A 24,697-nucleotide genomic window follows, 5' to 3' on the forward strand; every position below is an offset into this window, starting at 1 on the left:
TCACATACAAGGAGAGTAAACATGGAATTTACAAGACCAAGAGGTACTAGAGATTTCTTATTTGAAGAGATGAGAGAAAGAAAAAAAGCAGAAAGTACCTTAAGAAAAGTATTCGAAAGTTACGGTTATCAAGAAATCAAAACTCCATTATTTGAAGAATTAAAATTATTTACAACAAAATCTGGAGATGAAATTGTAAATCAACTATACAATTTTAAAGACAAATCAGATAGAGAATTAACATTAAGACCTGAAATAACAGCTCCAGTTGCAAGATTATACTTAAATGAACTTGAAAAAACAGCTGCAAAACCAATTAAGCTTTATTATTATGGAAGCTGCTTTAGATATGAAAGGCCTCAAAAAGGAAGATTCAGACAATTCTGGCAGTTCGGCTGTGAATTGATTGGTGCAAAAACACCTCAAGGCGAAGCGGAAGTTATTGCGCTATGTACAGATGCTATAAATTCCTTAGGAATTACCACCGCTGACGTTAACATAAACCACCTTGGAATCATCAGAGGACTATTCTCACACTTCGACATTTCAACTGAAACCCAAAGCGAAATCATGGTTGTCATTGACAAAGGAGATAAAGATTTGCTTATCGAATCATTGAGCGGTGACGAACCGATTATCGACAATGACGAACTAAACCAAATATTATTGAAACTGATTGACCTTGTTGGAGATAAATCCATTATTCCAGATGTTGAAGAATTGATTGCCCCTTACGACGAACCGAAAGAATCATTGGAAGAGCTTAAGGAATTGATTTCACTATTGGAAGCTTTCCAAGTTGAAAATTATACCCTAAACCTAGGCGTTGCAAGAGGACTTGACTACTATACAGGAATCGTCTTTGAGATTTACGTTCCTGAACTGGGCGCCCAAAAGCAGATTTGTGGCGGAGGATCATACAGCCTAGTGAAACTCTTCGGAGGTCAAGAAGTGGAATCCACCGGTTTTGCTTTAGGTTTTGATAGATTAATGAACGCTATTGAAGAGCTAACCGATAAAGAGGAATTGCCTTCACATCTGGACGTTTATGTAGCTCCAATTTCAAAAGATGTCAGACCAAAAGCCTTTGAAATCACACAACAATTGAGAAAGAACGGCTTTAAAACAGATGTTGACTTGAACGGCAAAAAGTTCAAGAAATTGATGAACTATGCAGACAAGATAAAGGTTGAAAAGATGGTCATCATTGGTGCCAACGATTTGGCTGACGGAAAAGTTACCGTTAAGAATATGATTAGCGGTGAACAGAACCTGGTTGATGTTGACAATATTGTCGGATACTTAAAAGAGGAATGAAAATGGAAATAAACTTCAGACATGAAATCAATGGCGTTAAAGTGATTACTGCCATTGCACAAGATGCTAAAACAAATCAAATTCTAATGTTGGCTAACATGAACAAAGAAGCATTGATGAAAACAATCGAAACCGGCAAAGCCCACTATTGGAGCACTTCAAGAAACAAGTTATGGCTTAAAGGTGAAAGTTCAGGTCATTTTCAGGACGTTAAGGAAATCCTTGTAGACTGTGATATGGATGCCATTGTATTGAAAATTGAACAGACCGGAGCGGCTTGCCATGAAGGATATCGTTCATGTTTCTTCAGGAAATTGAACACTGAAGACGAAGTTGACATTGAAGACCTAAAAGACGAAGATTTAGAAATTATTTTAGAAAGACTAGTAAACCCGGAAGACGTGTATTGAAATGAAATGCATAATACCTGACACAAGTGCTGTAATCATAGGCGCAATAAGCCAACTGCTTGAAAAGGAAGACTTGGATTATCCAGAGATTATTGTGCCAGAAGCAGTCGTTTGTGAACTTGAACACCAGGCTAACGCTAACAGATCAGAAGGTCGCAGAGGATTAAAAGAACTGCAGAAGCTGCAGGACCTCCAATATGAAGGAGAACTGTCCATCAGCTTTAAAGGAAAAAGACCTACCAATTATGACATCAGATATGCTAAAAGCGGTGAAATCGACAGCATTATAAGAGACTTGGCCAGAAGTGAAATGGGAACACTTCTTACAAATGACAAGGTGCAGGCAGAAACCGCTAAGGCTCAAGGCATTCCAGTCTACTATTTCAAACAGGAATATCAGGAAAAGCCACTTTCCATTGAAAAATTCTTTGATGAAAACACAATGTCCATACATTTAAAGGAAAACGTAGTTCCAATGGCTAAAAAGGGAACCCCCGGACACATTGACTTTGAAGTCTTGAATGAAAAGCGCTATTCCCACAAGGAACTTAAAGAGATTGTTGATGAAATACTTGACAAAGCCAAAAGCGATCCAAAAACATATCTCGAAAGTGAAAAGGAAGGCTCATTTGTTGTCCAGTCCAGAGAATACAGAATTTCAATAGCTTATCCGCCATTTTCAGAGGCTTTGGAAATCACAATTGTAAGGCCTGTGGCAAACATCAATCTAAACGAATACCATTTATCTGATAAATTGCTCGACAGAATCAGAACCAGCGCAGAAGGAATATTGATTTCAGGTTCTCCAGGAGCAGGTAAATCCACATTTGTTCAAGCAATTGCAAAATACTACTCATCTAAACTAAATAAAATTGTAAAGACCATGGAATCCCCTAGGGATTTGCAACTGCCTGATGAAATTACACAATACTCACCATTAGAGGGAAGCATGGAAAATACCGCTGACGTTCTGCTGCTTGTAAGGCCAGACTATACAATCTATGACGAGCTTAGAAAAAACAGCGATTTCAATATATTTGCAGATATGAGATTGGCCGGTGTCGGAATGATAGGGGTAGTCCACGCAACACGCCCGATAGACGCAATACAAAGGATTGCTTCAAGAGTGGAATTGGGTGTAATACCTTCAATTGTAGACACAAGCATTTACATTGAAGACGGGAAAGTCACAAGCGTTTATGAAACTAAAATGACCGTTAAAGTTCCGACTGGAATGAAGGAAGCCGACCTTGCAAGGCCGGTTATAGAAGTAAGGGACTTTGAAACTGGCGAGCTTAAAAATGAGATTTACACATATGGTGAGCAAACAATTGTAATGGACATGGATTTGGTCAATGGAAGCTCCCAAGATGAACATTACAAATCATCCGTTGACAAGATTGCCGAAAAGGAAATCTTGAGAAAGATTAAAAAGATCCTTCCTAAAAAGGCTAAAGTTGAGGTTGAAGTAATATCCCCCGAAAGAGCAAATATCTACATCCCAGATGAATATGTTGCGAAAATTATCGGTAAAAACGGTAAAAGAATCGCGGAAATCGAAGAGTCCATCGGAATAAGTCTTGGAGTTGAAGTCATAGAAGACAAACCAATCAATAAAACTCCCCTTGAAGTGGATATAATCCATACTAAAAAACAGCTGATTTTAGAATTGGGAAAAGACAACGGCGGAAAAAACTTTGATGTTTATATTGAAAACGAATACTTGCTAACAGCAACCACATCCAAAAAAGGTGAAATAAAAATTAAAAGAGGAATAGAGTTATCTGATCTCATTATTGAAGCTATTGAAATGGGATTGACAATTACTGCCGTTCAGAAAATGTGATAATTATGAAAATAGGAGCATCAACACTTGCAGGAATAGACAACACGTTGGAACATACATTGGAATTTATTGAAAACCTGGGAATTGAATATGCTGAACTAGTCCACCAATTTCCATGTGAAGACATTGATGCGGATTTGCTGGAAAGCTTTAATCTGAAATATTCCATCCATGCACCATTTATGGATGTTAACATTGCAGCCCTACAGGACAAAAGCAGATTGAATTCAATAAGGCAGATTAAGGATTCTATTGATTTGGCCAATGAAATCAACGCCGAAGCGGTTGTCGTTCATCCGGGATTAGCTACTTTTTTGGCCAATAAGTATTTTTTAGATAAGGTCTATGAATTATCAAATGAATCCATCAAGGAACTTGGCGAGTATGGTAAAGATTTAGGGGTTTTGACCACTATTGAAAATATGCCCACATTTGATGGGATGATTTATCAGAATATTGAAGATTTAGATGAACTTCTAACATCTTTGGATATGGCAATGACATTAGACATCGGCCATGCAAACCATGCAGGATATTCCGCAGAGGGCATGATTTTTGATTCCATTAAACACATACATATCCACGATAATTATGGTGATGATGATGCACACCTTGCATTAGGTGAAGGCTCTATTGATTTAAATCATATAGTAGACACTTTAGAGAATAAAAATTATGATGGCATCTACATCATTGAAGTAAATGACTACGATTCTATCAAAAAAAGTTATGAATATATGAAAAAGAACTTCTAAAGAAGTTTTTTCTCCTTAATTTCTTTTTGGAAATACAAATATTTCGAATCTATTACTTTCCTGATATTTTCAGCTGTTTTTTTACCGATTCCCTCAACCTCCTGAAGTTCGCTTTCAGAAGCATTGAAGACATTGGCAACAGATCCAAAATGCTGCAATAGATTTTTAGCATTGACCGGACCAATATTAGGCAATGATTCGACAATGAACAATTGCTGCTCCAGCAAGCTGACAGGTTTTTTATCAGTCCTAATCTGAATAGGAGTTCTTTCACCGTTTTGTTCCCTCACTGCAATTCTTTTAATCATAGCAGCAGTATCCTGCGCATTTCTTGTAGGAATGATGCTTATGCCAAAATCAATTGCAATTGACGCTAGTGATCCCCTAATCGCATTCGGATTAATCATTCCAGAGTATAAATCATCACCTTCCAGAATCATTAAAGGACGTTTGAACTCTTCAGATAACTCCTGGGCTTGTTTGAATAATCTTTTATCAATTATTGAATCAACAAAATCCTTTGCAGTTTTTCTTTCAATAGCCACTTCATCACTGACCTGATAATCGGCAACCGCCATGGACTGCACTTTAACATCAATCTCCATTTCAGTCAAATGCCTTATGACTTTTGAATTGCCTTCACGAGAGTCTGCATAAACAATAGGGAAATCATTTTCCTGTTTAGGCCTGTCAATTACCTTAATATGTTTTTCATTCTCCATTCTCTCAGTTGCAGATGCATTCAACTCCTCCAATACGTCAGGATCAATAAGTTGGTTTTTCATTCTATCCTCTTTTCTAATTGATGACCAGAAATAAGCCTCATCGCGTGTTCCATTAGTGACTAAAACTTTAACACGACCTGTTCTTTTACGGCCAGTCCTTCCACGCCTTTGAATCATTCTGACTTCGGACGGAACAGGTTCATATAAAACAACCAAATCAACAGCAGGTATGTCAATACCCTCTTCAGCAACACTTGTTGAAATCAGCACATCATACTCGCCTTTTCTAAAGGATTTGATGATGGCTTTCTGTTCTTTTTGAGTTAACCCTTTTTCACCATCTTTCTGTGCTTGGCCAAAGAATTTTGCAGATTTTATTCCTTCTTTTTCCAGTTTCTGATGAATCATTTCCAAAGTATCCCTATATTGTGTGAATACCATGATTTTTGAAGAATTTTCATCACTTTTATCATCGAAACGAGATGTTTTTAATTTGGTTTGACCATCGCTTTCACCCAATTCCTTTTTAAGAATCTTTGTGATTTCTCTAAGTTTAGGGTGTTCCCAACCATGCTTTTCAGCATCTCTAGCCATTTTAACTGCTCGACTAAAGTTATCATCCCACATCAATGATTTTGCTGCTTTGGTTTTCTTTTTTCGAAGCCTTGCAACATACTTGTTGAATGTTTGAACACCTTGGGTTTCAATTAATTCCTGCGCATGCTGAATGTTAATAACAGCACTCAATATGGAAATGGCTTGGAACAGATCCTTATCCGGATTGGCGGACCTTGCAATTTCACCTTGAATTCTTCCCCTTGCATTTAAAATATCCACCTTTCCAACGGACACCGTTTTAATAACGCCCATGTTTTTCAATGCCTTAAGCCTTATTTTTAAAGCTTTATCAACATGCTTTTTGATTTTTTCAAGTTCGGAACTCATTTTAACCCTAACCCATTCAATTTCTACTGGATTAAAGTAAGGTTTCACATCAGGATCGTCTTCGGTTTTAACAACGATATTCTGAATGTATAGATTTTCACAGACTTCCTTAATCTTGAATTTGTCTGAACCCGGTGAAGCGGTAAGCCCTAAAACTAAATTATATTTTGATTCCTGAACATAACGGGAAGCAAGATATACATAGGAATAAGATCCGACAGCATGGTGGCATTCATCAAATACAATTAAAGAAACGCTACTTAAATCATAACGCCCATTTAACAAGTCTGATTCTATGGTTTGGGGTGTTGCAGATATGATTCTGGATTCTTCCCATCTTTTGATACGCTCATCGGTTTTGACTGCACCTGTTATTGAAGTGCAGGGAAGATTGATGAATTCCTTAAAACTAGCTTCATGCTGAATTGCCAAAGGTTTGGATGGGGCTAAAACAAGTACTTTTGAATTTTTAACCTTATGCAACCTATCAGCAGCAACCAAAATAGCAACGATTGTCTTACCTAAAGCTGTAGGTGCAACAACCATTGTATTTCCTTTTTTTAAAACATCCCCTGCAAGAATCTGTTGATATAGCCTTGATTCAATTGCATCTTTTTTCAATAAAGGATGATTAATATAGCTAGTCATAGTTACAAATTTTGTATTTAAATACTTATAAATGTTTTAAGAGAGCATTTGAAAAGTAAAATAAGTTTGTGAAATTAATATTTAATGGCTGATTTGAAAAATCAGCGAAAATCATAAATCGAATATTACGGATTTGAATTTGATGGCCGCTTCTCCAATGGCTATTACCATTTCACAATCCAAGTTTAAAGCTTTTTTCAATCCGTCTATAACTTCCTCTTTGGAAGCTCCAAGAGTTCCGGTTTTTTCAAAGTCATCGATATGGTTCAAAAATATCCTATCATTCAACTCAGGAGTTTCCCTTAATTTTTCTACAGCTATCTTTTGGGATGCAACAGAAGCAGGAACTATAAACTTGGAGAATTTTAAAACGCTGTTAAATATATCCAAATCACCGACATAGCCGGATTCGGATGAAACTGTAATAACAGTTGTGAAATCACCATATAACTTATTGAACTCTTTCAGTACAGTTTCGACACCGCCGGGATTGTGAGCATAATCAACAAAGATGTCTTTTCCCTTTATGTTAGCCACTTCTTCCATTCTTCCGCTTACACCAGTGAAATTGGCGATTGTAGGTAAAATCTTATCATATGGAAGATCCAGGAATTTATGAGCTGCAATGATTACACCAGTCAAATTATAAACATTGTGAAGTCCATCAACACCCATTTTTACTGTCAATTTCTCGGTAGGAGTGTGCAAATCAAAAGTCCTGTTTTTCAAATCGACATTTGTAGCAATATAATCAACTTGAGGGGTTGTCAAACCGCATTTGCAGAAATAATAGCCGCAACCTGAAATGATTTCCTTAACAGCAATTTCATTGCCGCAGACGCATTCCTTCATACCGACTGAATCCGGAAGCTCATCAACTCCAAAGGTGATGACTTCTCCTTTAAAGTCAAGTTCCCTTAGAAGACCCATAATTGTCGGATCCTGACCGTTGACAATCAACTGTCCGAGACCCAATTCAGAAATGAATTCACCTTTAACATGAGCGTAATCCATGAAGCTTCCAAGGTCATTCAAATGGTCTGGAGTGATATTTGTTATTATTCCGGAAGACATTGAAGTATTCTTGACAATTCTTCCGATTGTGCCTGAAACACCAAAGGTTCCAACTTCAAGAATTCCAACATCCCCATCCAATCTTGATTGAAGAATAGGAATGAATTCTGCATTTCCCTGCATTCCTTCGAGATCATGTTCACATGGTTTAATTCCATTATCGTAAGCAATGTGCTTAAGCAGTGTGGTTGTAGTTGTTTTACCATTTGTACCGGTTACTCCAAATACAGGTTTTTCAGGCTGAATCAATTCAATGACATCGCATAATTCGAAAATGGGATTGTCGATTTGCTTAAATAAATCTGAATCCTTGGATAGGCTAGCTGGAGGCACTATATAATCGGCCTTTTTAAAGAATGTTTCTGGAGGATTTCCATAAAAAACTTCGATGTCGTAACCTTCCAGGGTCTTTGCAAATTTGCAGTCTTTTTTAAATAACAAATCGTTTCCTATAACGTCATATCCTCTTTGCTTAAGGATTCTAGCTATCAAGTTACCGTTTGGTCCGCAAACACCTATAACACCGAAGGTTTTGTTCTTATTCATATTTTTTGCTCCCTATCTCTAATCCTTTCATAATTTTCTCTACAGTAGTCAATCTGTCATATGCTATGAGCGGACCCATATGTAAGATAATATCGCCAGGTTCGGAATATTTAAAAGTCAATTCTGCTGCCTTTTCAATATTTTCAACGGCAACTTTTTCGATTTTCGGATTGTCAATCGCGTCCAAAATCTCCTGGGCGGCTTCCATTTCCACCTCTTGTGTGACTTCATTAAATCCACTGGCAATGACAACCTTAATGTCATATCCACTTACTAGTTGACCGACTTCTGCCTTATCCCTTACGGATAATGTATCAAAATGATCAAGGAACAAGACAACACTTTCATCTTTAAAGTAATCCAATGTAATCTTCATTCCATCATACAGAAACGCTGAATCCAAAATTACTTTTCTGCCGTTGTAATCGCCGACATCCTCCATGTGTGCTGGCAGGCCTTTGAATTCAGTCAATGCATCAATAATGTCTTTTGGTTGAACTCCATATGTCAATGCTGCAGCGGAAGCCGCAACAGAGTTTTCAAAGAAATAGCTCATCATATAAAATGGAGTGGTAAACTCGTTATCATCATATTTGATAGTCAGGGACTTGTCTCCAACAGTTCCCTTAAAGTCAACATCCTCATCCAATGCATAATATATTGCATCGTCTCTGACTTTTTCAATTATTTCCCTGCAGGAATTGTTGGCTATGAATTTGTCGCTCATAGCTTGCAGGACCAATTTCCTTTGCTGGTATTTTTCAAGTGATCCTCCGAATTCTGATAAATGGTCTTCGGCTATATTTGTCAAAAGTCCAATCTTGACATCGAGTCTATTCAAAAGGCCAATTGTACCATGAGGAAGTTCAAATATTGCTATGTCGGATTCATCAGCCTTTCCTTTAACAATTCCATCAATGATTGCTTCTGAAACCAGGTTATTTACAAGGGAAGAACATGACCATACCTTATATCCCGCCTGTTTGAATAGGCTGGTTGTAATGAATGTTGTTGTGGTCTTTCCCATAGTTCCGGTTATTCCAATGATATCAATTGGAATCAAATCGTTGACAATTTTGGAAAATTCTTCATTGGTTAAAATCTTTAAATCAGAGTTTGCTATTTTTTGAGCTATTGGAGCAGAACTAGGTAAAGTAGGAGGCATATAGACTGCATCAAAGCCATCTACGGAAGGGTCTTTGTTAGGCATGTCCAAGACAACACCTTCTTCTTCCATTTGATTTAAACTTCTTTGAAATTCTATTTTAAATTCTGAAATATCCTTTAAATCTGTTACAACAACATCATGACCCAGATGATTCAATAATCTTGCAACAGGCCTACTTGCATTTCCAGCACCAACAACTAAATAATTCATAAAAAGTCTTCCTCATTTTTTAATTAGTTTAATATTTGAATTTTATTAAATTTAAATCTTAATAGGATAAAAAAAAGAATTTTAGAAAATTCATTCAAATTGAATTAAATTTTCTACATCGTTATAAACAACATCAAGTCCACACATTGATGGAACGTAATTTGCTGCTTTTGCTGAATTTACACCAATCACTTCAAAGCCCATGTCCTCAATAGGAGCCACAACCATGCAGGTGTCACATACGACATTTCCGCCTGCCTTTTCAATGGCTTCAGTGTAGCCCATTCTGTCAGCGGTTGCCTTTACGCTGACTGAAGTGCAAATCCATAATTTATTTTTAATAGTTTTTCCTTGAACAATATTAGCTACCTGCTTAATTTCCTCTAAAGATGCATGAGGACAACCTAAACATATCAAATCAGGTTCCCTGCCAGTAGTGGATAATTTCTGGCGGGTTTCTAAAATCTCATTTTCAGATATAATCATTATGTCTTCAACGTCATCCTTTCCAGCGACATCATATTCGGGTGTGACATCCTCCATATGATAAAGTGCAACTGAACCGGATGATGCAAGTGCAGCGCCCAAGGTCTTCAAATCATTGTTGTTAGGAGTATTCTGTAGCTTAAAGTAAGGCACACCTCCACCAACAAATTTTCCAATAATATAACCTAATGCACCAAAATCAGCACCCCTAAGTTCACAATCAACATTGACAACTAAATTTGCTTTTCTATTGCGTTCCAAGTGGAACCCGTACAATGGAGTTTTTCCAACAATAGCTGCGGCCAATGCTGCCGGACCTCCTTCACGATTGGTTCTAGCGCCGATTACAGAATTAACAAATGCAACTGCAGATGATTCAGACCAGGATACATGGTCTCTAAATCTTGGAACATTACCTACCAAATATGGAGTGCAGGTACATGTTTTAGAAATTCCGAGATTTGCATATGCGTCAACAATTTGGTTTTGCTTTATTGCAAATTCACGAGGAAATCCCAATTCCTCCCAATTGTCCAAATCGGTTCCCGGTGGATTTAAAGAAGCATTAATAGTAGCTTTACCTGATCCATCACGAGCCAAGTCTTCAAGATACTCTAAACCAGCATCCCCAATAGTCTTATATGAGACACCGGATACCTGTGCGGAAGTTATGTCAACCAATTTAGAAGCACCATAGATATCTCCTAATGCAACGAGAATATCCATGCTTTTTCTGATGGTTTCCCCGAACTCCCCATCACACATTTGTTCTTCTTCTTTTGTTAAAAACATACTAATCATTTGCTAATTGATATTCAACCATCTCATCAACCAAGTGCAAGAAATTGTCTTTGCTTTCATAAGGAATCATAGCGCCTGCAGCAATGTCATGTCCGCCTCCGGTTCCACCAAAATTATTTGATGAATCCTGTAAGGCCTTGCCTAAATTAACGCCTTTTGCAACCATTTCACGAGTGGTTCTTCCGGAAATCTTAATATCCTTATGAAGTCTTGACAATCCAAGTACCGGTTTGGAGTCATCCAATAGCTCAACTGATAAACCAATGCTTGCAATAGTTCCCATTACTGATTTGAGAACTTTATCTTCAGAATACAAGTATTGGATACTATTCAATTGTTGAGCACCTTCCTTTTTAACCCATTCAAGGCCTTTAACTATTTGATCGCGGTATTGGCGTTGCAGTTTTAATGCCGCATCAAGGGCCTTGTCCCTTTCACCAAGTGCAATGCTTAATCCAAGACCTTGCTTTTTGTTTTTACCACATGCATCGAGAATATAGGAATATTCCTCCAAATCACGCAAGAGCGGAACTTCCTTAGGAACAGTATAACAGTCCCCGAAAATATCCGGGTTAATGGAAATAAGAGCTTCTTTAAGCAAATCCTTTTCTTCGTCTTCCATATCTGTGAATTTGATTCCGTAGGATAAATCCCTACGTTCTAAAAATTCACGAGCACCATCCAAATCTCCACTGATTTTTGGAAGTGGTGGTGAAAAAGTGTAAGCCAAAGATTTAAAAATCGGTTCGGAAGCTTTTGAAACAATTTTCAAGTCCTCATGAACTTCCAGAGTACCGCTTTCCAATGCATCATCAACAATCAACTTGTTTACACCGGTAAATCCATCTTGGCCTTGCATATCACCAAACGCACCAATCAATGCAAAGTAAGCCAAATGCTTTTTATCAAGTTCACGCACAGTCAGATAGCTTGAACCTGCACCACACAAATCCTTACTTCCATCAATTCCAAACAAATGCGGATTGACATGGACAACATTGCTTTCGGAAGCAGTATCGTCCACCTGATGGTGGTCTGCAACAATTACGTCATGCTTGTAGGTATTGAATTGCTTAATGAACGGACTGCCCATATCTGAAAATACGAACAAGTCATATTTTTCATGCCTTAGCTGATTTACAATATCCTCCTTAAGGCGAGGGATAATTGTAGTGTGGAACTGAACATTCTCTTCAGCCAAAGCATTCGCTATAACAGCTGCTGCTGAAATTCCATCAGCATCGTTATGAGAAATTATTCTTATAACACTGTCCTTTTCGATGTGCTCCTTAAGCACATCAGTAGCTTCCTTAGCTCTATTTAACAAGGAGTGCTGCTTCTTTTGGATTATATCTCCATCCTTCTGGTAATACACCTTCACTTACATAGTAAGATGCTAATTTTCTGATTCTTGATTCAATAATAGTTAAACCTCTTTTAGAGTGTAAATCTTTAGGATTTTCTTCTAAGTGGTCTCTGATATTAACTGCTCTTCTGATTAAGTTTAATAAGTCTTCTGGGTATTCTCCAGCTTGACCGTTTCTTTTTAAAATTTGGGTGATTCTTTCACCGGTTACGTCTTTAACGGAAGGTATTCCGTATTGGTCTCTTAAAATAATACCGATTTGAGAAGTACTTTTACCTTCTTTGTTAAATTTTAAAATCATTTCTTCAATTTCTTCGTCACTATAAGTTACCCATTCTGGTCTTGCCATAATATAAACCTCTTTAAATTTTTTAAATCTTAAATAAGCCCAATTAGTATAATTAGAAAAACAATGCTACTCTTGACTAGAATACCATTTAATGAATTTTTCTAAAGAGTTTTTTCTATGTGAAAATTGGTTTTTTTCATCAGTTGTAAGTTCTCCGAATGTCTTGCCTAAACTAGGCACATAAAACAATGGATCAAAAGCAAATCCTAAATTTCCTTTTTCTTCAACTGCGATTTCACCTGACACCTTGCCTAAAAAGATCTTGGGCTCAGAATTGGGGGCACAGTACCCAATAACTGACCTGAATTCGGCATAACGGTCATCAGTATCTGCTAATAACTTTAAAATTCCCTGATTACCTATAGTATCTTGAACATAATGTGAATATGTTCCAGGAAATCCATTTAAAGCTTTAATGAATAAACCAGCATCTTCAACAATCACAGGTTTGTCAAGTTTACGACAAGCATATTTTGCGCCTGATATGGCCACTTCCTCAAGAGTTCCTTGGGGTTCTTCGTAACCTAAATCAATATGCTCCAAGTTAATGTCATAATCCTTGAAAATATTCTCTGCTTCTTTAACTTTATGTTCGTTACCAGTTATAAATGTTATCATATTTTTAATTATGATTTCATTTTTATTATAAATTTAATCCAAAAAATTAGTGGGTATACCTTCCCCTAGATTCAATGTCGGATATTTTATTCAAGATAGATTCATCGCCATATCCTTTCAAGACACAATCAAAGTATTTCACGGCCAAATTATAGTCAATGCTTTGAAGGGCCTTTTTAAGAACTAGCAAATCAACTGCCTTATCCTCATCCATATGAGAGTATCTTCCAAGACCGAAATCAATGAAAACCAACTTGTCATCCTGAAGCATGATATTCGATGTGGTAATGTCACCATGAATTATATCGGCTGAGTGAAGCTTGGCAATTTCCTCACCGATTCTGAATGCCAATTCCTCGTCAAGAATATCCTTGACCATTTCACCTTCAATCTCTTCCATTAGAATGGATTTGTCCTCTAGATTAACATCATACAACACAGGAGTTTTAACGCCTGCCTTTTTGGCATCGGATAAAAGTTTGGCTTCCTCTTTGGTTCTTGCCTTTCTAATCTTGTTGTCGATTTCAGGTATTCTGTAATTTTTAGGAATCCTATCTTTCAAGACCGCCTTTTCGCCCAGATAGCTGGATTTGACAATGTTGGATTCTGCACCTTTTGCTATCAAATCATCGCTTAACTTCAGATAGGATTTGATATTGTCAATCCATGGGATGTCAACTTCGTCAGTCCTGAATTTCTGTATAATGCCTGTTTCGGACAAGTCCATCGGCCCGAATTCCTTACACATTAGAAGACCTAACCATGCAATCATCACTCCATTATCTCCGCAGAGCCTCATTTCAGGCATGTAAAATTTGGCTCCGTGCTCTTCAGACATTGTCTTAAGCATTTCCCTCAGTCTTGAATTGGCGGAAACACCGCCGCACAACATCACCTCATCCTTTTGGGTGTGAGAGAGTGCACGTTCAGTAACCTCAACAAGCATTGCAAAAGCTGTTTCCTGAAGTGAAAAGCAAATATCCTCCATTGGAGTTCCTTTTTCGGCTTGCCTTAGTGCTGCAGACAACAATCCTGAAAATGAGAAGTCCATTCCCTTTACAACATATGGCAAATCAATATAACTTCCCTGCTTGGCCAGCTTTTCGATTACAGGGCCTCCAGGATGTCCCAGACCGGTTTCACGGCCAAAGTGATCAAGGCAGTTTCCAATTGCTATGTCCAATGTTTCGCCAAAAATCCTATATCGTCCGCTTTCATATGCTATAACCTGACTGTTACCTCCACTTACATAAAGAGATACTGGATTTACAGCACCTGTATCAAGTTTACCTACTTCAACATGTCCAATGCAGTGATTGACACCGATGATTGGCTTTTTAAGTGATAAAGCCAGACTCCTTGCTGAAGTTGCAACAATCCTCAAGGCAGGCCCCAAACCGGGACCCTGAGAAAATGAAATCAAATCAATGTCCTCATAAGAAATGCCTGATTCTTCAATAGCTTGTGGAATCAATTTAGGAATCCATTCGGCATGGTGTTCTGCAGCCAATCTAGGATGAATGCCTCCTTCTTCTGGAAACAATTGTTTTCCAGCCATGGCCAAAATATTTCCTTCGCTGTCGACAATGCCTACACCGGTCTTTTCTGCAGTTCCTTCAATTCCTAAGCTTATCAAAATAATCAACCAAAAAAATTAATTAATTATTATATTACATTTTGGAAATATAAAAATATTTTTTAAATTTGAAAAACATAATATGATTATGGGATTTTATAGTGCAAATACTCCAGAACAAAAAAGGATTAAAAAATTAACAGGAGACATCAACATTCATGACATGTTTAAAAACGAATGTAAGATAAGAGGAATCGCTATTTACAATGCGTACAACATTCAAAAAAGATTGATTCATGAAGTGGAGGAAGAACAGCTGGTTGGTGTCGATAAAGTAGATGAAAGACTAATGGAATTGCTTGATGAGAAAGGAAAAATTGAAGTTCAACACAGATATGTTGATTTTGTATCAAATGAAGACAGTGCTTCAAGAGGCGTAATCCCTCCAAGAAGCGATGGCGGAGCATCACTTCCACAAAATCAAATCAATATGACTCCAAAAGAAGAGGAAAAAACACCATCTCCACAAAAGGAAACTGAAGAAGAAAAGGTAATGCCTCTTCCACCTAAAGATCAGATAAAAATTCCACCAAGAGCAAGAGACGGCAAAAAATTCTATACAGATGATGAGTTGCCGGACAGGGAACTCTTAAAGAAAATAATGCTTCAAAATAAAAAGATTATTAATCAAAACAAAATCATAATAGAACAGTTGAAAAAATTAGGTGAAAAAGATGATTGATGGAATAACCACATACGGATCAACTGAATTGCTGGAAAAATTAAAAGAAAGCGACAATTCCGTATTTTTGATTACAATAGGAACAACCGAAACCTCATTGATAGATGGAATTTCAGGTGCCGGTCCGTCAGCGGATTTGACTGAATACACTCCCGCTTCAGATGTTGAATTTATGGTTTTAGGCGAAGTGAGATGCTGTGAAGCACCGGCTGAAACCGTAGTGGGGGATGCGGCTGCACCAACACCTGCAAGACTTACAAAAGCATCACTTCAACTTGCAAACATCCCTTTTGTCGTTGTTGATGCCGGTTCTAAAATCAAACCTGATGTGAAATATGTAAACCTCGGAAAGGATTATGGAAGAGACATCAGAACCGGAAAAGGAGTTTTGAATCCTCTTGAAATATTTGAAAACGCAAAGGATTTGGGTTCTGAATTATCAAACAGGCATGAAATGCTCATTATAGGTGAAAGCATAGCTGCAGGAACTACAACCGCTTTAGGAGTATTGAGAGCACTCGGATATGATGCCAATGAAAAAGTAAGCGGAAGCATGCCTCACAATCCCCATGACATGAAAACAAAAGTTGTGGACGAAGGATTGAAAAATGCAGGCCTTGACCCTGAAAAAGACGATATTGATGCGTTCCAGGCAATAGCTGCCGTAGGCGATCCGACACTGCCTGCAATAGCCGGAGTAGTTTTAGGCTCAGAAATTCCTATAATTCTAGCTGGAGGAACACAAATGGCTGCCGCCTGTGCAATCATAAAATCATTACAGCCAAACTTCGATTTTTCAAGAATCAACTTGGCTACAACAGTATACGTTGCAGGCGACGAAACTGCAGACCTATTCGGAATTTTAAAGCAAATTGACGACAACATCACTGTTAATGTGGTGGATCCTAGATTTGAGGATTCCGAACATGAAGGATTGAAAAATTATCTGAAAGGATTCGTTAAGGAAGGCGCCGGAGCTGGAGGTGCAATGTTTACAGCACTCGTTTTAGGAAGTTCTGTTGAAAAACTAAGAAAAAAAATAGAAAAAGTATGTAAATAGAGATTTAATAATCTCTATATTTTTTAATTTTAGAATAAATGAGCTATTGAGCCCATGAACACCAATATACCCATTGCCCAACAATAATAAGCGAAGATGTCCAAACTCTTGTTTTGAATTAAATCCAACATCCATTTGATAGCAAAGTATCCTGCTATGATTGCTGCGACAAACCCCAAAAAGATTGGTAAAAAGTTAGAATCCATGGCAGAGCCAATATCCTTAAGTTCAAATAGGAATGCTCCAAATATTGCTGGAATGGATAATATAAAGCTGAATTTAGCTGCAAATTCTTTTTCAAGACCGATTGTTAAACCTGCTGCAATTGTTGTACCGGAACGTGAAAGACCAGGCAGAATTGCACATGCTTGACCTAACCCCATCCACAGGGATTCCTTTGCAGAAATATTATGCAAATTGACATTTCCGCTAGCCATTCTTTGGGATAGGTAAAGGATTGTACCGGTTACAAATAAGAAGAATGCCGGAACATATAATGCTCCTGCAAACAAAGATTCTACAGAATCATTAAACAATACTCCAACAATACCAACAGGAATAGTGGCTAAAATAACATACCAAGCAAGTCTCTTGTATGGGTCTTCAAGGAATCCTTGCCTAAATCTTCCTTGTAAGATATCACCGATACTTAACCACCAAGATTTAAGCATTTTTAGAATATCCCATCTAAAGAACCATAAAACAGCGATTAATGTTCCCAAATGAAGTAAAACATTAAATGAAAGAGAGCTTTCAACACCCAATATCCTTTGAATAAAAACTAAATGTGCTGAACTGCTAACCGGTAAAAATTCAGTTAAACCTTGAACAATACCAATTATGATTGCTTGAAGTATATCCATAATTTACACCGCTTAGATGTATGATAACCAACCGTATTTGTCTTCCACTTTAGCTTCTACGATGTCAAAGAAAGCAGTTTGTAATTTTTCGGAAATTGGACCTCTTTTACCAATACCGATGGTTCTGTGGTCAATTGAACGAATTGGAGTTACTTCAGCTGCAGTTCCAGTGAAGAATACTTCGTTAGCAGCATATAGTCTTTCTCTTGAAATAACTTCCTCAACGACCTCATAGCCTAAATCACGTGCAATGGTCATTACGGAATCTCTTGTAATACCTTTGAGGTTGGATGATGACATTGCAGGAGTGAATAGTTTTTCGCCTTCAACTAAGAATATATTTTCCCCACTACCTTCAGAAACGTGTCCTTCATAATCAAGCATGATAGCTTCATCAAAACCGTTGTCGATAGCTTCAAGTTTTGCTAATTGGGAATTCATATAGTTAGCACCACATTTTGCAAGTGCAGGGAAAGTATCAGGAGCCGGTTTTCTCCATGAAGAAACACCAATATCCACACCATTTGCCATTCCTTCTTCTCCTAAGTAGGATCCCCATTCCCAAGCAGCAATAACAACATTAACAGGACAATTTAAAGGATTTACACCTAATTCGCCGTATCCTCTATATGCGATAGGGCGGATGTAACAACCATCTAAATCATTTACACGAACTGTTTCTAAGATTGCTTCTTCGATTTCTTCTTGTGTGTAAGGAATATCGATTTTATAAATTTTTGCAGAATCAAATAAACGTTGTACATGTTCTTTTAAACGGAAAACTGCAACACCTTTATCGTTTTTATATGCACGTATACCTTCAAAAACACTTGTACCATAATGTACTACGTGTGAGAGTACGTGAATTTTTGCATCTTTCCAATCTACCATGTTTCCATCTATCCATATTTTACTAGCTGTGTCGTCCCAAGCCATTTTATCACTTCTAAATTTTTCTATGGTAAATAATATGTTTTTATTATATAATAACATTTACATTACATAAATTCATAATAATGCAAAGATATATATAATAGTAAATTCATAACAATATTTGTTGGTTCCGTGGTCTAGTGGTATGATACCTCCCTTACAAGGAGGGGATCACGAGTTCGAATCTCGTCGGAACCACTCACTCTAATTTTAAAATTTTTTTTAGATTTAGTCTACTTTTTCATGATTTAAATACCAATTTTTTGCTAAATTTTGGCAAATCTAACTTTATTTTTTCTCAAAAAAATTCAGATTAATAGTGAATTGTACAACATTTTAATAATTAAATTGAAATTCGAAGTGACATTCAGATAAATTATTAATCGATGATTAAAAACCTTAAATAATAAAATTTAAATAGTTTCTTAATTAAAGTTATAACTATCGAAAAAGGAGACTAAATTATGGTAGTAAAAATTGCTATTATTAAAAGTGGTAATATTGGTACTTCACCAGTAATTGACCTATTGTTAGACGAAAGAGCAGACAGACCAAACATCGACGTAAGAACCTTTGGATCTGGAGCTAAAATGAACCCTGAACAAGTAGAAGACGTCGTACCTAAAATAGACGCTTTCGAACCTGACTTCGCAATCTTCATTAGCCCTAACCCAGGAGCACCTGGACCAGCAAGAGCAAGAGAATTATTATCTGAAAAAGATGTTCCTGCTATTATTATCGGTGACGCACCTGGTAAAGGTAAGAAAGATGAAATGGATGAACAAGGCTTAGGTTACATCATTGTTATGTCTGACCCAATGATTGGTGCAAAAAGAGAATGGTTAGACCCAACTGAAATGGCTATTTTCAACTCCGACATCTTAAAAGTATTAGCTGAAACCGGAGCATTAAGATTAGTACAAAAAACTATTGACGGTGTAATCGCTCAAGCAGATGCTGGAGAAGAAATCGAATTACCTAAACTCATCGTTACCGCTGAAAAAGCTGCAGAAGCTGGTGGATTCGCAAACGCATACGCAAAAGCAAAAGCTATTGCTGCATACGAAATGGCTGGATCCGTTGCAAACTTAGACATGAAAGGTTGTTTCATGACCAAAGGTTTCGAAAACTTCATCCCATTAGTAGCTGCTGCTCACGAAATTGCTGCATGTGCTGCTAAATTAGCACAAGAAGCAAGAGAAATCGAAAAAGCAAATGATACTGTTTTAAGAACCCCTCACATGAAAGAAGGAAACCCTGGTTGTAAAACAGAATTAATCTCAAAACCACAATAAGTAGCTTAATTGCTACTTTCATTTTTTATTTTTTTTTACGAAGATAATGTAATATATTTTTTACAAGAGTTTATAAAATATAACCCGACATGACTATAAAAAAATAAAATAAGATAGCTAATAATTAGCTATAATACTCCTTTTGTAGAAGGAATCTGATCGTGCTCTATTTTAACGGCTTCTTTTAAAGATTTGGCAAATGCCTTAAAAATAGCTTCACATTTATGATGGTCATTTGCACCTTCAGCGGTAGCATAAATGTTTAGTTTAGCGCTTGAAGAGAATGATTCGAAGAAGTGAATGACAACATCAGAGGTCATATCCCCTATCTTTTCATTTTTAAAATCAATATTCATATTACAATAACTACGCCCGCCAATATCTATTGCGACTGTAGCTACTGATTCGTCCATAGGAACGATTGCATGAGCCATTCTTTTTATTCCTTTCTTATCGCCGATAGCTTCGCTGAATGCTTCACCAAGCAGTATTCCAACATCTTCAATTGTGTGGTGGTCGTCAATTTCAACATCCCCTGCAGCTTGAACATCCAAGTCAACCATACTGTGCTTTGAAAATGATTCCAGCATGTGATTAAAGAAATTCACACCGGTGGAAATATCGTATTTGCCTGTTCCATCCAGATCCATTTTAATGTTGATGTCAGTTTCTGTTGTTTTTCTTGAAACGTTTGCATTTCTAGTCATGATTTAACCTATAAAATAATTAATTTAAGCTTAAAGTATTCAACCTTCTTCGCCAGGACGAATAATTTTAATACATTGTGTAGGGCATTCCATTGCACATAATGTGCAGACATGACAATATCTTAAATCCAATATATGTGCAACATTGGTTATCTTCCAAATTTTAGCTGCTTTTGGACAAATCTCATAGCAGTTACCGCAAGCAATACATTTATCCTCATCGACTAAAATTTGTAACATATCATCACTCCAAATTATAATTTCAATGTTGCAACAGACATTGCCTTAAATCCAACATATATTTCCTTGCCAATATTGAGATTTAATTCCTTTTCAGCAGATACTGTAATATCAGAACATAAAACAACATTACCAACATTGACCTTAACGCGGATTATTTCGTTTTTGAGTTTCATTTCAACGATTTGGCCTTTAAGTATATTACGAATGCTGGATGTTTGAGGTTCTAACATTAAAAAGATATTATCATAACTGATTAAAGCCAGTATTCTATCTCCAATTTTATATTTCCTATTTAATGGAGCATTGATTTCAAATTGATTCATCTTAATTGTCATTACACCTTTAACATCATTAATGTCGACAATTTCGGCTTCAATTTCATTTACGTCTTTGTGAAGCTCCATAATAGCATTTATTTTCTTACATTCCTTCAAGATGGAGTAACCTTCTTCTGTGAGTGAAGTTCCTCCGCCTCCACCTTTTCCCCCTTTAGTCGTATTTACAATTTTTACATCAAGTGTTGATTCCATTTTTTCAATGTAATTTAATGCGGTTCTATATGAAACCTTAATTTCTTTGGCGGCATTTGTTAAAGAACCAGTAACTAAAATTGATTCTAACAATTGATATTTCTTACTGTCGAGTAAAAAAGAGTTGCCATCTACATTGATTTTATATTCAACACCCGCTTTTACATCAGCCATTATAAATCCCCCGAATTATAATATACATATTTATATAGTTTAATATTAAATAATTTTTCCATTAATTCCTAAATTCCATTTTTTCGACAAAGTCCATTAATTTGTTTACAATTTTTGCTAAAGGACCTAATTTAGAACCATAATCCCTCAATGTTTCAATGTCTTCTTTTGTGAAGAACTTAAGTAAAATCAATGCAAAGAAATAGACTATCATACAGAGTATGATTCCTGGAAATAGCCATAATGTTGTTTTTGGTATGAAATAACCGAATACTCCCATTATTGCAGTTGCAGCCAATATTTTTAAAACCGGCACCTTAGGAGCTTTAGTTTTTGTTAGTTTAAATACAAAATAAACGCACGGAACCATCATTAAAAAGCAGGCAATGGTGGTTGCGGTAGCTCCCCCTGCAATACCTAAAAAAGGAACAAGATACCAACAGAGACTTGCGGTAGTAATGGAACCGAGTATCAAAATATACATTGGAATCTTAGGATTTCCAATACCTTGAACGATACTGGTGGATATTGCAAATATTGAATAAAATGTCATGCCTATGGATAAAATTGCCAAAGCTGTAGCACCTGCAACATAAGCGGGATTCTTGAAATAAAGTAAACGTAAAGTAGGTGCAGAAAACAATGCAAGTCCAATGCACATCGGCACTACAAATAATAATGATATCTTATATGCCTGACTTACATATTTTTGAAGAGTAGGAATGTCCTTAACCTTAAAAGCTTCAGAAGAAGCAGGCAAAATTGTAGTTGCAACAGAAATGGAAATCATTAAAGGCAACCTTGCAATCGGATCGGCCGCTGTGAAAAAACCAATATCAGTCAATGTTAAAAATTTACCCATTACAATAGTACAGATATTATATATGAGCATTTCCGCAATAGCTGTTATAATTACAGGAATGGAGAATCTTACTAAAGTTACGGCCAATTTCAATTCATCGAGATGGGAAAATTCAAAGTCTTCGCTAGGTTCAGGAATGTATTTCGGCATTAAAAACTTGAATATCAACACCGCAGAAAATGCGGCAAGAGAATAACCGATGACAGTACCCCATAATGCACCAACAACTGACAAACCCATTAAAACAAATGCTGTTGCACATAAAATCATGAATACCTGCTCAATAGCACGGGTATAGATGATATATTCCATTTTATATACTCCCTGAAATGCCCCTCTAAACGCGCCTAAAACAACACTAAAAGGGGTAATGAGACCAATAATCTGTAATGGAACCATCACTTCAGGTTTTCCCATATACTCGATAGCAATATACGGAGCAATGACAAAAATCATCAGGACCCCTAAGAACAATCCCAAAAAGACCATGATTTTTAAAGCCGTATAAATTGTCTGCCTAGCCATATCATGATTACCGACAGCCTCATATTCAGCAATGTATTTGGCTATAGCCGGCGGAAGTCCTCCTGATGCAAGGGTTTGGAAAATACCTTGGTATGATAAGGTTGTTCCAAGAATACCATTTGCAGTAGGACCCAATAAGGTAGCCATTAAAAAACGATATAAATATCCTCCAATACGGAAGATTATATTTCCAATGAATATTATCAAACTACCTCTTACTAACTTATTCGCCATAATATACCCTTAAAAATTAACTATTATTAATTTAACTTGATTTTGATATTTAAATATATTTATTTAGGAAATTTTTAAATTCGAATAAAGTCCTATTTAATGACTCCATTCCATAATCATCATTTTTTATATCATCTAAAGAATCATTAGACCAAAAAGAAGCTCCTAAATTAGAACCGAACGGCCCTCCACTTACAGGGATAATTCCATGAATCATGAAATATGTTACATTTTTCAGATGAGCGAAGTCCTGACCTCCGGTTCTGTCGCCACCGACGGCGATGCTCATTCCGATTTTACCTCTTAACAGATTATAATCTATTGCCTCCAAAGCTCTAGTTCTATCCATAATAGATGATAAATTGCTGCTTATGCCTCCGCTTTGAATAGGAGTTGCCAGTATAATTCCATCAGCGCTTTGAAGACCTTCATAAACATATCCCATGTCATCATCAATAATACATCTTTTGTTTTCCAAACAATAGTCACAATGCATGCACGGCTTAATATCCTTACCTTGGCATGTGAAAATTTCAGTTTCAAAACCATCCTTATTGAGTTCATCAAGAGCATATGACAAAACATATTCTGTTGTATTGTTTCTTGGGCTAGCACAAATACCAAAAACTTTCATAAAAATAGTATATTTGCTTTAATTAAAATAGTTTTAGAAAAATAAAAAAAATATTGAAGGCATTAACCTTCAACCATAATCAATTTGCCCGTCTCGGTATCACGATACACCTTACCCATTTCAGTGAACCCGCTACCTGAAGACTGACTTATATCCGGAGTATCGTTTAATTCCTGACCTTGGTCTAGCTGTGAAACTTCATTAATTGCATTTTTAACTTTTTGTCTTTGTTGTTCATCCATATTTTCATTAAATACGATATTCTGCATATTCCATGAAATAACTAGAAATACCAATAACCCCACTGCAATCACTAACATTGCATCAACCAAATTGGATGTTCCGGCCATAGGGTCTTCTTCACCCTGATTAAGAAATTTTCCTTTTCTTCTGCGAATCATAAAAAACCTCCTATTCAGCTAAGTTCTCCAATACAGCATTCACAAACAATTGGAGATTTGAAGAATACTCCTCATACCATCTGCGCCTGACTTTAGAAATTACATATGCAACAGCGCCAGATCCAATCCCTACAACGGTTGTGTCAAATGCTACAATAATCGCATTAGCCAAAGTTGTGACATCACCTGCGCCTAATGCTGCAAGGCCAGGACCCATCGGAATCAATGTACCCATCAATCCTAAAGTAGGGCCTATACGGGTAACAATATCAACTTTTTCAAGAGATTTAGCCATCTCCACTTCTTCCTCTTCAATTAAATTCAATGCCCAAGCTTCACGAGATTCACCGGACAGTGAATGTGCATTAATTATCTTTAACAAAACTTCTTTTTGATTATCATAAATTTTTGAATCATTAACAATATTTGTAAGTTCACCAACGCCATTGGCATTAACCAGGGAAAAAATCAATTTTTCCTTGTAATCCCTAGTCAATTTAATACGAGTCTTATAATCTGAAATAAGACCTCCAAAAGCAAATACTGCGAAAACCGCAAATATAAGCAAGAATATAATTACGGGAATCTGCAAACTCTGAGATACAACATTCAAAGCCGCAGTTAAAAACTCACTACCTGGAATAGCTACCACAT

General features: G+C 36.7%; 24 protein-coding genes and 1 tRNA gene. 8 read left to right on the top strand and 17 right to left on the bottom strand.

Annotation, left to right across the window (positions count from 1 at the left end; translation table 11 throughout):
• Window positions 1–21 precede the first annotated feature (21 nt).
• The 4 genes from hisS to TL18_RS10185 are packed head-to-tail and all read left to right on the top strand — an operon-like array spanning window position 22 to window position 4,328.
• A complete protein-coding gene (hisS, locus tag TL18_RS10170) occupies window positions 22–1,317 on the top strand; it encodes a histidine--tRNA ligase (protein ID WP_067045112.1) in 1,296 nt (431 codons plus the stop codon).
• A gap of 2 nt (window positions 1,318–1,319) precedes the next feature.
• Complete coding sequence (gene hisI, locus TL18_RS10175) at window positions 1,320–1,727, top strand: phosphoribosyl-AMP cyclohydrolase (protein WP_067045115.1); 408 nt, start codon at window positions 1,320–1,322, stop codon at window positions 1,725–1,727.
• 1 nt (window position 1,728) lies between these two features.
• On the top strand, window positions 1,729–3,573 hold the full coding sequence (locus tag TL18_RS10180) for a PINc/VapC family ATPase (RefSeq protein WP_067045117.1): 1,845 nt from the start codon (window positions 1,729–1,731) through the stop codon (window positions 3,571–3,573).
• Window positions 3,574–3,578: 5 nt separating this feature from the next.
• Complete coding sequence (locus TL18_RS10185; RefSeq protein WP_067045120.1) at window positions 3,579–4,328, top strand: sugar phosphate isomerase/epimerase; 750 nt, start codon at window positions 3,579–3,581, stop codon at window positions 4,326–4,328.
• Here the strand turns inward: TL18_RS10185 and TL18_RS10190 are convergent.
• The 8 genes from TL18_RS10190 to TL18_RS10225 form a co-directional block, all read right to left on the bottom strand.
• Window positions 4,325–6,646: a DEAD/DEAH box helicase gene (locus TL18_RS10190; protein ID WP_067045123.1), complete on the bottom strand. Its 2,322-nt coding sequence runs from the start codon at window positions 6,644–6,646 to the stop codon at window positions 4,325–4,327. The genes TL18_RS10185 and TL18_RS10190 overlap by 4 nt on opposite strands.
• A gap of 111 nt (window positions 6,647–6,757) precedes the next feature.
• On the bottom strand, window positions 6,758–8,266 hold the full coding sequence (locus TL18_RS10195; protein WP_067045126.1) for a Mur ligase family protein: 1,509 nt from the start codon (window positions 8,264–8,266) through the stop codon (window positions 6,758–6,760).
• Complete coding sequence (locus tag TL18_RS10200; protein ID WP_067045129.1) at window positions 8,259–9,644, bottom strand: Mur ligase family protein; 1,386 nt, start codon at window positions 9,642–9,644, stop codon at window positions 8,259–8,261. Before TL18_RS10200 ends, TL18_RS10195 begins: the two co-directional genes overlap by 8 nt.
• A 90-nt stretch (window positions 9,645–9,734) precedes the next feature.
• Window positions 9,735–10,922 carry an aconitase X catalytic domain-containing protein gene (locus tag TL18_RS10205; protein ID WP_304438197.1) on the bottom strand — a complete coding sequence of 396 codons (1,188 nt, stop codon included), beginning with the start codon at window positions 10,920–10,922 and terminating at the stop codon, window positions 9,735–9,737.
• Window position 10,923: 1 nt separating this feature from the next.
• Window positions 10,924–12,258: a DHH family phosphoesterase gene (locus TL18_RS10210; RefSeq protein WP_067045135.1), complete on the bottom strand. Its 1,335-nt coding sequence runs from the start codon at window positions 12,256–12,258 to the stop codon at window positions 10,924–10,926.
• Entirely contained in the window at window positions 12,248–12,646 is a 399-nt protein-coding gene (locus TL18_RS10215; protein ID WP_067045138.1) for a 30S ribosomal protein S15, read from the bottom strand. Before TL18_RS10215 ends, TL18_RS10210 begins: the two co-directional genes overlap by 11 nt.
• Window positions 12,647–12,712: 66 nt before the next feature.
• Window positions 12,713–13,264, bottom strand: a complete 552-nt coding sequence (locus tag TL18_RS10220; RefSeq protein WP_067045141.1) for an XTP/dITP diphosphatase — start codon at window positions 13,262–13,264, stop codon at window positions 12,713–12,715.
• Window positions 13,265–13,310: 46 nt separating this feature from the next.
• Window positions 13,311–14,909: a bifunctional N(6)-L-threonylcarbamoyladenine synthase/serine/threonine protein kinase gene (locus TL18_RS10225; RefSeq protein ID WP_082706468.1), complete on the bottom strand. Its 1,599-nt coding sequence runs from the start codon at window positions 14,907–14,909 to the stop codon at window positions 13,311–13,313.
• A gap of 79 nt (window positions 14,910–14,988) precedes the next feature.
• Between TL18_RS10225 and TL18_RS10230 the strand changes: the two genes are divergently transcribed.
• Window positions 14,989–15,582, top strand: a complete 594-nt coding sequence (locus TL18_RS10230) for a hypothetical protein (RefSeq protein WP_156064681.1) — start codon at window positions 14,989–14,991, stop codon at window positions 15,580–15,582.
• Entirely contained in the window at window positions 15,575–16,642 is a 1,068-nt protein-coding gene (cobT, locus tag TL18_RS10235; protein ID WP_067045150.1) for a nicotinate mononucleotide-dependent phosphoribosyltransferase CobT, read from the top strand. Before TL18_RS10230 ends, cobT begins: the two co-directional genes overlap by 8 nt.
• A 29-nt stretch (window positions 16,643–16,671) precedes the next feature.
• Here the strand turns inward: cobT and uppP are convergent, their stop codons facing one another.
• Complete coding sequence (uppP, locus tag TL18_RS10240; RefSeq protein ID WP_067045153.1) at window positions 16,672–17,505, bottom strand: undecaprenyl-diphosphatase UppP; 834 nt, start codon at window positions 17,503–17,505, stop codon at window positions 16,672–16,674.
• Between the two features lie 12 nt (window positions 17,506–17,517).
• Window positions 17,518–18,441, bottom strand: a complete 924-nt coding sequence (locus TL18_RS10245; protein ID WP_067045156.1) for a branched-chain amino acid transaminase — start codon at window positions 18,439–18,441, stop codon at window positions 17,518–17,520.
• A 123-nt stretch (window positions 18,442–18,564) separates the two neighbouring features.
• Here TL18_RS10245 and TL18_RS10250 point away from each other — a divergent pair.
• Both TL18_RS10250 and TL18_RS10255 read left to right on the top strand, forming a co-directional pair.
• Window positions 18,565–18,636, top strand: a tRNA-Val gene (locus tag TL18_RS10250).
• A gap of 266 nt (window positions 18,637–18,902) precedes the next feature.
• Window positions 18,903–19,733: a F420-dependent methylenetetrahydromethanopterin dehydrogenase gene (locus tag TL18_RS10255; RefSeq protein ID WP_067045158.1), complete on the top strand. Its 831-nt coding sequence runs from the start codon at window positions 18,903–18,905 to the stop codon at window positions 19,731–19,733.
• 128 nt (window positions 19,734–19,861) lie between these two features.
• Here TL18_RS10255 and hisB read toward each other — a convergent pair whose 3' ends face one another.
• From hisB to TL18_RS10290, 7 genes are all read right to left on the bottom strand, one after another.
• Complete coding sequence (hisB, locus tag TL18_RS10260; RefSeq protein WP_067045162.1) at window positions 19,862–20,440, bottom strand: imidazoleglycerol-phosphate dehydratase HisB; 579 nt, start codon at window positions 20,438–20,440, stop codon at window positions 19,862–19,864.
• A 39-nt stretch (window positions 20,441–20,479) separates the two neighbouring features.
• The gene (locus tag TL18_RS10265) at window positions 20,480–20,680 is read right to left on the bottom strand and encodes a 4Fe-4S binding protein (RefSeq protein ID WP_067045165.1); all 201 of its coding nucleotides are present in this window, start codon (window positions 20,678–20,680) and stop codon (window positions 20,480–20,482) included.
• Between the two features lie 14 nt (window positions 20,681–20,694).
• Window positions 20,695–21,387, bottom strand: a complete 693-nt coding sequence (locus tag TL18_RS10270; RefSeq protein WP_067045168.1) for a TOBE domain-containing protein — start codon at window positions 21,385–21,387, stop codon at window positions 20,695–20,697.
• 61 nt (window positions 21,388–21,448) lie between these two features.
• Complete coding sequence (locus TL18_RS10275) at window positions 21,449–23,008, bottom strand: flippase (protein ID WP_067045170.1); 1,560 nt, start codon at window positions 23,006–23,008, stop codon at window positions 21,449–21,451.
• Window positions 23,009–23,057: 49 nt separating this feature from the next.
• Window positions 23,058–23,642: a flavodoxin family protein gene (locus TL18_RS10280; protein ID WP_067045172.1), complete on the bottom strand. Its 585-nt coding sequence runs from the start codon at window positions 23,640–23,642 to the stop codon at window positions 23,058–23,060.
• Between the two features lie 62 nt (window positions 23,643–23,704).
• On the bottom strand, window positions 23,705–24,043 hold the full coding sequence (locus TL18_RS10285; protein ID WP_067045175.1) for a DUF2149 domain-containing protein: 339 nt from the start codon (window positions 24,041–24,043) through the stop codon (window positions 23,705–23,707).
• A 10-nt stretch (window positions 24,044–24,053) separates the two neighbouring features.
• A complete protein-coding gene (locus tag TL18_RS10290) occupies window positions 24,054–24,695 on the bottom strand; it encodes a MotA/TolQ/ExbB proton channel family protein (RefSeq protein WP_067045178.1) in 642 nt (213 codons plus the stop codon).
• Window positions 24,696–24,697 lie beyond the last annotated feature (2 nt).

Origin of the sequence: Methanobrevibacter sp. YE315 (assembly GCF_001548675.1) — an archaeon.
Taxonomy (GTDB): domain Archaea; phylum Methanobacteriota; class Methanobacteria; order Methanobacteriales; family Methanobacteriaceae; genus Methanocatella.

What these genes read in the sequence shown, in the direction of transcription:
- hisS (WP_067045112.1), top strand. Translation starts at nt 22, where the DNA reads ATGGAATTTACAAGACCAAGAGGTACTAGAGATTTCTTATTTGAAGAG.
- hisI (WP_067045115.1), top strand. Translation starts at nt 1,320, where the DNA reads ATGGAAATAAACTTCAGACATGAAATCAATGGCGTTAAAGTGATTACT.
- TL18_RS10180 (WP_067045117.1), top strand. Translation starts at nt 1,729, where the DNA reads ATGAAATGCATAATACCTGACACAAGTGCTGTAATCATAGGCGCAATA.
- TL18_RS10185 (WP_067045120.1), top strand. Translation starts at nt 3,579, where the DNA reads ATGAAAATAGGAGCATCAACACTTGCAGGAATAGACAACACGTTGGAA.
- TL18_RS10190 (WP_067045123.1), bottom strand. Translation starts at nt 6,646, where the DNA reads ATGACTAGCTATATTAATCATCCTTTATTGAAAAAAGATGCAATTGAA.
- TL18_RS10195 (WP_067045126.1), bottom strand. Translation starts at nt 8,266, where the DNA reads ATGAATAAGAACAAAACCTTCGGTGTTATAGGTGTTTGCGGACCAAAC.
- TL18_RS10200 (WP_067045129.1), bottom strand. Translation starts at nt 9,644, where the DNA reads ATGAATTATTTAGTTGTTGGTGCTGGAAATGCAAGTAGGCCTGTTGCA.
- TL18_RS10205 (WP_304438197.1), bottom strand. Translation starts at nt 10,922, where the DNA reads ATGTTTTTAACAAAAGAAGAAGAACAAATGTGTGATGGGGAGTTCGGG.
- TL18_RS10215 (WP_067045138.1), bottom strand. Translation starts at nt 12,646, where the DNA reads ATGGCAAGACCAGAATGGGTAACTTATAGTGACGAAGAAATTGAAGAA.
- TL18_RS10220 (WP_067045141.1), bottom strand. Translation starts at nt 13,264, where the DNA reads ATGATAACATTTATAACTGGTAACGAACATAAAGTTAAAGAAGCAGAG.
- TL18_RS10230 (WP_156064681.1), top strand. Translation starts at nt 14,989, where the DNA reads ATGGGATTTTATAGTGCAAATACTCCAGAACAAAAAAGGATTAAAAAA.
- cobT (WP_067045150.1), top strand. Translation starts at nt 15,575, where the DNA reads ATGATTGATGGAATAACCACATACGGATCAACTGAATTGCTGGAAAAA.
- uppP (WP_067045153.1), bottom strand. Translation starts at nt 17,505, where the DNA reads ATGGATATACTTCAAGCAATCATAATTGGTATTGTTCAAGGTTTAACT.
- TL18_RS10245 (WP_067045156.1), bottom strand. Translation starts at nt 18,441, where the DNA reads ATGGCTTGGGACGACACAGCTAGTAAAATATGGATAGATGGAAACATG.
- TL18_RS10255 (WP_067045158.1), top strand. Translation starts at nt 18,903, where the DNA reads ATGGTAGTAAAAATTGCTATTATTAAAAGTGGTAATATTGGTACTTCA.
- hisB (WP_067045162.1), bottom strand. Translation starts at nt 20,440, where the DNA reads ATGACTAGAAATGCAAACGTTTCAAGAAAAACAACAGAAACTGACATC.
- TL18_RS10265 (WP_067045165.1), bottom strand. Translation starts at nt 20,680, where the DNA reads ATGTTACAAATTTTAGTCGATGAGGATAAATGTATTGCTTGCGGTAAC.
- TL18_RS10270 (WP_067045168.1), bottom strand. Translation starts at nt 21,387, where the DNA reads ATGGCTGATGTAAAAGCGGGTGTTGAATATAAAATCAATGTAGATGGC.
- TL18_RS10275 (WP_067045170.1), bottom strand. Translation starts at nt 23,008, where the DNA reads ATGGCGAATAAGTTAGTAAGAGGTAGTTTGATAATATTCATTGGAAAT.
- TL18_RS10280 (WP_067045172.1), bottom strand. Translation starts at nt 23,642, where the DNA reads ATGAAAGTTTTTGGTATTTGTGCTAGCCCAAGAAACAATACAACAGAA.
- TL18_RS10285 (WP_067045175.1), bottom strand. Translation starts at nt 24,043, where the DNA reads ATGATTCGCAGAAGAAAAGGAAAATTTCTTAATCAGGGTGAAGAAGAC.